The sequence below is a fragment of the Nocardia sp. NPDC059764 genome (genome assembly GCF_042732555.1).
GTDB lineage: Bacteria > Actinomycetota > Actinomycetes > Mycobacteriales > Mycobacteriaceae > Nocardia.
Map to the genome: position 1 here is coordinate 75,251 of NZ_JBHWHH010000007.1, position 8,150 is coordinate 83,400.

General features: G+C 69.0%; 9 protein-coding genes. 8 read left to right on the forward strand and 1 reads right to left on the reverse strand.

The genetic code is table 11. The features are described 5' to 3' along the window. Positions 1-29: 29 nt before the first annotated feature. The 6 genes from ACFV4K_RS02770 (at position 30) to ACFV4K_RS02795 (ending at position 5,170) form a co-directional block, all read left to right on the forward strand. Positions 30-923 carry an STAS domain-containing protein gene (locus ACFV4K_RS02770; RefSeq protein WP_357284127.1) on the forward strand — a complete coding sequence of 298 codons (894 nt, stop codon included), beginning with the start codon at positions 30-32 and terminating at the stop codon, positions 921-923. 14 nt (positions 924-937) lie between these two features. Further along, a complete protein-coding gene (locus ACFV4K_RS02775) occupies positions 938-1,327 on the forward strand; it encodes an STAS domain-containing protein (RefSeq protein ID WP_357085279.1) in 390 nt (129 codons plus the stop codon). Then, a complete protein-coding gene (locus tag ACFV4K_RS02780; RefSeq protein ID WP_379271562.1) occupies positions 1,317-1,730 on the forward strand; it encodes an ATP-binding protein in 414 nt (137 codons plus the stop codon). Before ACFV4K_RS02775 ends, ACFV4K_RS02780 begins: the two co-directional genes overlap by 11 nt. Then, a complete protein-coding gene (locus ACFV4K_RS02785; RefSeq protein ID WP_379271549.1) occupies positions 1,723-2,376 on the forward strand; it encodes a SpoIIE family protein phosphatase in 654 nt (217 codons plus the stop codon). The genes ACFV4K_RS02780 and ACFV4K_RS02785 overlap by 8 nt, the downstream gene beginning before the upstream one ends. 7 nt (positions 2,377-2,383) lie before the next feature. Continuing rightward, positions 2,384-4,693 (forward strand): SpoIIE family protein phosphatase, encoded by a 2,310-nt coding sequence (locus tag ACFV4K_RS02790; RefSeq protein ID WP_379271551.1) that lies wholly within the window; start codon positions 2,384-2,386, stop codon positions 4,691-4,693. Positions 4,694-4,840: 147 nt separating this feature from the next. Beyond that, positions 4,841-5,170 (forward strand): STAS domain-containing protein, encoded by a 330-nt coding sequence (locus tag ACFV4K_RS02795; RefSeq protein WP_379271564.1) that lies wholly within the window; start codon positions 4,841-4,843, stop codon positions 5,168-5,170. Positions 5,171-5,272: 102 nt separating this feature from the next. Here the strand turns inward: ACFV4K_RS02795 and ACFV4K_RS02800 are convergent, their stop codons facing one another. Beyond that, positions 5,273-6,310 (reverse strand): LLM class F420-dependent oxidoreductase, encoded by a 1,038-nt coding sequence (locus ACFV4K_RS02800; protein WP_379271553.1) that lies wholly within the window; start codon positions 6,308-6,310, stop codon positions 5,273-5,275. Positions 6,311-6,479: 169 nt separating this feature from the next. Between ACFV4K_RS02800 and ACFV4K_RS02805 the strand changes: the two genes are divergently transcribed. Together ACFV4K_RS02805 and ACFV4K_RS02810 are read left to right on the forward strand one after the other, a co-directional pair. Further along, entirely contained in the window at positions 6,480-7,118 is a 639-nt protein-coding gene (locus ACFV4K_RS02805; RefSeq protein WP_379271555.1) for a cyclodeaminase/cyclohydrolase family protein, read from the forward strand. Positions 7,119-7,345: 227 nt separating this feature from the next. Next, positions 7,346-8,092 (forward strand): L,D-transpeptidase family protein, encoded by a 747-nt coding sequence (locus ACFV4K_RS02810; RefSeq protein ID WP_379271557.1) that lies wholly within the window; start codon positions 7,346-7,348, stop codon positions 8,090-8,092. The last annotated feature ends 58 nt before the right edge of the window (positions 8,093-8,150 follow it).

Below are 8,150 nucleotides of genomic sequence, written 5' to 3' on the forward strand. Positions count from 1 at the left end.
TGGCCTTAGCGAAAGGGGCAGGAGTTTTCATGTCCGACGTGTCCATCGGTCTCTCGGCGGATTCGCTGCCCGCGAATTCCGTCGACAATCTGCTCCCGCAGCTCGTCGAGCACCTGCGGCAGAACCGCACCGAACTGCGCGAGGAGTGGGCCCGTCGCATCACCGATGCCCAGCTGCTCACCGCTATGACCCCCGAGGAGATCTTCTCCGAAGCGACCTCGGTCTACGACAACTACGTCGAGGTACTCGAGACCGGTAGCGTCGAGGCGCTGCAGGCCTACGCGCGCGACCTGTCCGAACGCATCATCCCCCGAGGCGTCGAGACCGACGAGGTCGTCGGCATCGTGCTCCTGCTGCGAGACGTGCTGGCGCGCAGCCTCTTCGAGAAATACCAGTCCGACTTCGAGCTGCTCAAGCTGGTTCTCGACGCCTACGAACCGGCCGCGAACCGGATCGCCAACACCGTGGCCGTGTCCTTCGTGCAGGAGCGCGAGCGCGTCATCCGCCAGCAGCAGGAAGCGATTCGCGAGCTGTCCACCCCGGTGCTCCAGGTGCGTGAGCAGCTGCTCATCCTCCCCATCATCGGTGTGCTGGACTCGCAGCGCGCCCGGCAGCTCACCGAGCAGCTACTGCGCGCCATTCGCGCCAACCGCGCCAAGGTCGTCGTCATCGACATCACCGGTGTGCCCGCGATCGACTCCACGGTGGCCAACCACCTGGTGCAGACCGTCGACGCGTCGGGCCTGATGGGCGCCAATGTCATCATTACCGGCCTGTCGTCGGAGATCGCGCTTACCCTGGTCACCATCGGCCTGGATCTGTCGAAGATGAATGCCGTCGGTGACCTCCAGGGTGGCATCGAGGAAGCGGAGCGGCTGCTCGGCTACGAGGTGTCGCGCGTCACCGACCGCGACGGACGGTAACCAGGGCGGGGCACATGCCGGTACCCATTCTGAAGCAGGGCACCTATCTCATCGCGTCGGTGCAATCAGCGCTCACCGATGCCGATACCGAACGCCTGCAAGACGATTTGATGACCTATGTCAGCAGATATCGCGCACAGGGCATCATCGTCGATGTCACCGCAATCGACGTAATGGACTCCTTTGCCGCCAGATCGCTGCGTACCATCGCCCACATGACCAAGCTGCGCGGTGCGGAGACGGTCATCGTCGGCCTGCAACCCGAAGTCGCTTTCGCCATGGTGCAATTGGGACTCACCTTCGAGGGCATGCACACCGCGCTGGACCTCGAAGAGGGCTTGTTCTGGCTGAACGACAAGATCAAGGGCAGAGGTCAACGAGACGGTCGTGATCGTGGCCGCTGACGACGTGGTGATCGCGGTGACCGTGTCCAACGACATCGTGACCGCTCGGCAAGCGGGGCTGGAGTTGGCTGCCAAACTCGGCTTCTCGCTCTCCGATCGCACCATGATCGCGACGGCCATTTCCGAAGTGGCGCGCAATATCACCAGTTACGCCGGCACCGGGGAGATCCGGCTGGCCGTACAGGATCGGGACGGCCGGCCCTCGATGGTGGTGCAGGCCAAGGACAATGGTCCCGGCATTCCCGACATTCCACGTGCCATGGAGGACGGCTATTCCACCGGACGCGGTCTGGGCCTGGGCCTTCCGGGTTCACGGCGCCTGATGGACGGCATGGTCATCAATTCCCAGCCCGGCCAGGGCACCCTCGTCGAGATGTGGAAGTGGGTGCCCAACGGTGCGTGAGGACGGTTACGTCGGCGCGGTCGAATGGGCCGTCGCCGGACGCGCCCTACCCGGGCAACGGGTTTCGGGCGACCGCTCGGTGGTGCTGGACGCGGGCGGCGGTTCCGTGCTCTTCGCCGTGCTGGACGGTCTGGGCCATGGCGCGGCCGCGGCGGACGCCTCGGATCGGGCCGCGCAGGTGCTCTCCGAGAACCGCGCCGAGCCGCTGGACGTGCTGCTGCTGCTGTGCCACCGGGCCATGAGCGACACCCGCGGCGCGGCGGTCTCGTTGGCGCTGTTCGATTCTCGCGACCGGGTGCACTGGCTCGGGGTCGGCAATGTCGAATCCCGCATCGTGGCCGCGGCTCCCGGCAAGCCCGCCATCCGGGCGACGGTCCTGCTCTCGGGCGGCATCGTCGGCTATCTGCTGCCGCCGAACCTGCAACCGCAGACGGTGCCGGTGCGTCCCGGCGACCTGCTGCTGATGTCGACCGACGGCATCACCTCGAACTTCGCCGACGCCGTCGACCTGTCCAAGCCGACCTCGGAGATCACCGCCGAGATCCTGGCCCGCCACGCCAAGGACACCGACGACGCGCTGGTGCTGGCGGCCCGCCACCGCGGGCAATCCCATCCCTCCCAACCCATTCCGAGTGTGAAGCCATGAGGCCGTAGTGAGCGCGGTACTGGCCGCTTTCCGCGAGGCGTACGCCGCCGCGCTGCGACTGCACCTGCGCGCCCCCGATCAGAACACCCTGGCCGAGGGCTACGAGCTCGGCCGCCGCGCACTGGTGGAGGGGGTGAGCATCCTCGACCTGACCGAGCACCACTACCGGCTGCTCGAACAGGAGGGGCTGGGTCCCGCGCCGGACGGCACCGATCGCGGTGAGGCCGCCCTGGAGTTCCTGCTCCAGACCATGGCGGCGCTCGACGTGGCCACCCGCGGCTTCCTCGACGGCACCCGCCGCTACGAGCAACAGCGTTCGCGCGCCGAGGATCTCGCGGGCCGCGACGCCTTCCGGACCGCGCTGGTGGAGTCGCTGCAGGACGGGTTCTTCGTCGTCGACGCCGAAGGCACGCTGATCGAGGTCAATTCGGCGTTCGGCGCGCTCACCGGCTACGGCCCCGACGGCATCCCGTATCCGCTCCCCCATCCCTGGACCGTCCCCGAATCACCGCGCTACCCAGACCTGGGCACCGAGGCCGCCCGGTTCGTGATGCCCATCCGGCATCGGGACGGGCGGCAGCTGTGGCTGGCGGTGTCGACATCCTCACTGGTGAAACCCGAGAACGGGGAACGGGTTTTCGTCGGCACGCTGCGTGACGTCACCGCCGAGCACGATGCCCAGGCCCGCGATCAGGCGGTGTCGCGGCTGGCCACGGCGGTCGGCGCGGCCACCAGTGTGGTCGAGGTGCTCACCGTCGGGCTCGAGGAGCTGCGCCGCGCGGTCGGCGCGGAGGCCGCGGTGGTCTCGGTGTGGCCCAATCACCACGCCGGGCCGGAACTGTATGTGTCCGAGGACAATCAGTACACCGCCGCGGGCCTGGCCCCGCACATCACCCAGCCCATCCGGCGGCCCGGCAGCGGCGACGCGGAAACCCTCGGCGGCGCCGAGTCGCGCCGCGTGCTCGACGCCCGCGCCCGCGCCCTGCTCGATCGGGCCCGATTGCAGCCCGGCCGCAGCATGTTCGCGATCCCGGAGGGCGTGTCCAGCTCCGAGGGCATCGTCGCGCCGCTGGGCGAGAGCGCGGATTCGGCGCTGTGGCTCCGCTTCTCCGCGCCGCGGGTGATCACGCCCGGCGACTGGGCGCTGTTCTCGCTGCTGATCGGGCATCTGAGCCTGGCGGTGCAGCGGGCCCGCAACTTCGACCAGGCCCGCTCCACCTCCCTGACCCTGCAACGGGCCATGCTCGGCCCGATCGAACTGCCGCCGCGATTCTCGGTGCACTACGAGCCCGCGCTGCCGCCGCTCGAGATCGGCGGCGACTGGTACGACGTGGTGCGCCTGGAGGACGGCGCGATCGGCGTGGTGGTCGGCGACTGCGTCGGGCGTGGCCTGTCGGCGGCGGTGGTGATGGGCCAATTGCGCACGGCCGCACGAGCCCTGCTCCTGCGCGGCGCGGGCCCGGCGCAGCTGCTGGCCGAACTCGACACCGTGGCCGCCCGGATTCCCGGGGCCATGTGCACGACGGTGTGCGCGGCCATCCTGGATCCGGTGCGCGGGCTGGTGCGCTACTCCAATGCCGGGCACATGCCGCCGGTGCTGGCCGAGCCCGGCAAACAGGGCCGGCTGCTGGAGGGCGGGCGCGCGTTCCCGTTGGCCACCTTCGACGTTCCACGCCGCCCGGAGGCCACCACCGCCATGGCGCCCGGCGCGACGCTGGTGCTGTTCACCGACGGTCTGGTGGAGCAGCGCGGCGTCGACATCGACGACCGCTTCGTGGAATTGGCCGACGAATTGTCGCGGGTGGCAGCGCAATTGCCGCGCGAGGTGTCCGATTCGGTGCTCTCGCGGCTGCGCCCCACCGGTGGCTACGACGACGACGTCGCCATGGTGGTGTACCGGCAGCCGCCCAAGCCGCTGCGCCTGGACGTACCCGCCGACGCCCGGGAGCTGTCGCAGCTGCGGCGCGCGCTGCGCACCTGGCTGACCGCCGCCGCCGTCCCGCACGATCTGGCCGTGGATCTGGTGTCCGCGGCGAACGAGGCATGCAGCAACAGCATCGAGCACGCGTATCTGGGCGGTGAGCCCGGCCGGGTGCGGCTGAGCGCCGACAGCGGCGTGGACACCCTCACCATCGAGGTGTCCGACACCGGCGTGTGGCGGCCGCTGCCCGCGGACCCGGGCAACCGCGGCCGCGGGATCGCCATGATGCGGGCGCTCACCGATCAGCTCGATATCGACCATTCCGGGCCGGGCACGCTGGTCCGGATGTCGGTGAGACTCGTGGCCGCGTCCTTCTCCGCGGCCGGGAGAATGTGAATCAGGGCCTGCGGTCCGCCTTCGGCAGGCGGCCCACCTGCGAGCCAGTGCCGATGTGGCAAACGATGCAGCACGAACGGACGGATCATGGCAGATTTGAACAACGTGACCACTAATTCCGCAGACGGCCACCCCTTCGCCGAAACGATGACCACCTCGGTCACCCGCACCGACGAGGCCACCGTCCTCACCGTGACCGGCGAAGTCGACCTGGCGACCGCATCCGCCCTGGAGAGCGCCCTCGACGCCGCCCTGGCCGCCGAGCCCGCCGCCCTCGTGATCGACCTGACCGCCGTCAGCTTCCTCGCCTCGGCGGGGATGGCGGTCCTGGTCAGCGTGCACAAACGGGCGGGCGGCACCCGCCTGGTCGTGGTGGCCGACGGGCCCGCCACCAGCCGGCAGCTGAAGATGACCAGCCTGGACCAGGTGTTCTCACTGCACTCCACCCTCGACGACGCGCTGGGTTCGCTGCGCTGAGCCGGTGTGCGCGGCGTGTGTGGCGCGGGCGCACCCCTCCCCTGAAACGACGAAGCCGAGTCCGGATCACCCGGACTCGGCTTCATTGTTCATACGGAGCTGTCAGAGGAGCTCGCGCAGCTGCTCGATGAGCTTCACCCGCTCGGCGGGGGTGCCCGCCATCGGCACCACATTGAGGACGGTGACGCCGGCCTCGCGGAACGCGGCGACCCGCTCCTTCACGAACCCGGCCGAGCCGATCAGGTTGATGTCGCGGACCAGATCGTCCGGCACCACCTTGGCGGCCTCCTCCTTGCGGCCCGCCAGGTACAGCTCCTGGATGCGGTCCGCCTCGGCGCCGTAGCCGTACTTGGTGGCCAGCGCGTGGTAGAAGTTCTTGCCCTTGGCGCCCATGCCGCCGATGTACAAGGCCAGGTGCGGCTTGACGCCGTCGCGCCAGCCGTCCACATTGTCGCCGATGGCCAGGGCCGGACCGGCGTAGATGTCGAGGTCGCCCAGCGCCGGATCACGCTTGGCCAGACCGGCTTTCACCGAGTCGCCCCAGACCGCGTCGGCCTTCTCCGGCAGGAAGAAGATCGGCTGCCAGCCCTCGGCCATTTCCGCTGCCAGCTCGACGTTCTTCGGGCCGAGCGCGGCCAGCAGCACCGGAATATTGTCGCGCACAGGGTGATTGATCAGCTTGAGCGGCTTGCCCAGGCCGGTGCCCTCGCCCTCGGGCAGCGGGATGTTGTAGTACTTGCCGTTGTATTCCAGGCGCTCGCGCTTCCACACCTTGCGGCAGATCTCGAGCACCTCGCGGGTGCGGCCGATCGGCGCGTCGTAGGGCAGGCCGTGGAAGCCCTCGATCACCTGCGGGCCCGAGGCGCCCAGGCCGAGGATGTAGCGGCCGTCGGAGACGTAGTCCAGGCCGGCCGCGGTCATGGCGGTCAGCGTGGGGGTACGGGTGTAGAGCTGCAGGATGCCGGAGGCCAGCTGCACCCGCTCGGTCTTCGCGGCCAGGTAGCCCAGCGCGCTCACCGCGTCGAACGAATACGCCTCGGGCACGAACACGATGTCCAGGCCCGCCCGTTCGAGGTCGGCGACCTCGGCGGCGATCTCCTTGAAGCCGTCGGTGTAATTGATCGACAGTCCGATACGCATGATCCGGACAATACCCAACTATTTGCATACCCCCAGCGGGCGGGTCGCCGTATTGGCGAAGCGACAGCGGGCAGGTTGCCAGCGGTGCCGCGGCGACCGGTACCGTAGGCGGCGAAATCACCCGAATTCCGGGTATTGCCAGCAGGACTGCCAAGGGAGGCCACCCCGCATGACTCAGGACACCACCACGTTCGGTGACTCGACGCTGCGGGAGTACCTGGACCAGCTGGCCGCCAAGGTGCCCGCGCCCGGCGGCGGCGCGGTCGCGGCGCTGCACGCGGCCCAGGGCGCGGCCCTGGTGGCCATGGTGGCGCGCTACACCACCCGGGCCAAGGACGCCGACAATCGCCCTGTCATCGACAGGATCATCGCCGCGGCCGACACCGCCCGGGAGCGCTCGCTGGCGCTGGCCGACGCCGACGCCGCCGCCTTCACCGCGGTCGGCGCGGCCTACAAGCTGCCCAAGGAGTCCGAGGCCGAGCAGGCCGCCCGCGGCGAGGCGATCACCGCCGCGCTGCTGCAGGCCGCCCGGGTGCCGGCCGCCGTGGTCGCCGAGGCCGACGAGATCGTCTCCCTCGCAACGGAACTGCTGCCCATCGGCAACCCGAACGTGGTGACCGATATCGGCGCGGCGGCCGACTGCGCGCGTTCGGCGGCCGCCAGCTCGCAGCTGAACATCGCGATCAATGTGGCTTCGCTCGACGCGGGCGCGGGCGCGGAGTTCGCTCCGGTGCTGAAGCAGATCGAGGAAGTCATCGCGCGCGCTGATGCGCTGCACGACGACGTTGTGGCGGCCATCACCCGCTGATCACGCGAATCCGCTTGTCGCGGTGCCCCGTTCCGAGCCGGAATGGGGCACCGTTTCGTTGCGCCACCTGCGCAGTTGCTTCCGAGCCCCACTACCCCCCTACCCGAAAACGACAAAATACCCACGCCGGTACAATTGTCACGAACCGGAAACGTTTCCGGATGGTACTCAAGATCAAGTCATAGTCTGAGGAACCAAGCCCCACACCCTCTCGAAGGGACGGAAGAATGCGGAAAGCGATTCGCTCTCTGTTCGTCGCAAGCCTTGTCGCCGCGGCGGCCGCGTTCGGTTCCGGAGCCGCCGGCGCGGCCCTCCCGGCATCCAATCTCCCAGCGGTCCAGGCGATCTCGCCGGGCCCCGGCCAGGTGGTCGGTATCGCAGCTCCCGTGACCGTGCAGTTCGCGGAAGCCGTCACCGACCGCGCCAAGGCCGAACGCTCGGTCGACGTGAAGGCCGAGAATTCCCTCGCGGGACAGTTCTCCTGGCTCGACGACCGGCAACTGGTGTGGACCCCCACGCGCTATCTACCCGTGTCCTCGCCGATCACGGTCTCGGCGGGTCGCGACCACATCAAGTTCCAGACCAATGGCGGCACCACCGCGGACGCCGACATGTCGGCGCACACGTTCACCGTGTGGATCAACGGCGTGGCCCGCACGATGCCCGCGTCCATGGGCAAGCCGGGCCGTGAGACCCCGGTCGGCACCTTCCCGGTGATGTCGCGCGAGCGCTCGGTCACCTTCGACTCGCGGACCATCGGCATCCCGCTCAACGATCCCGAGGGCTACCTGATCACCGGTGAGTTCGCTGAACGGCTGACCTCCGGCGGCGTGTACGTCCACTCCGCCCCCTGGTCGGTGGACTCGCAGGGCAACTCGAACGTCAGCCACGGCTGCATCAACCTCGCACCCGCCGACGCCGAGTGGTACTACGACAACGTCTCCGTCGGCGACCCCGTCACCACCCACTGGTGAGGCACCACCTCTAGAGACGAGTTCAGGGAGCGCTCGGCGCGCGGAATCGGACCGATTC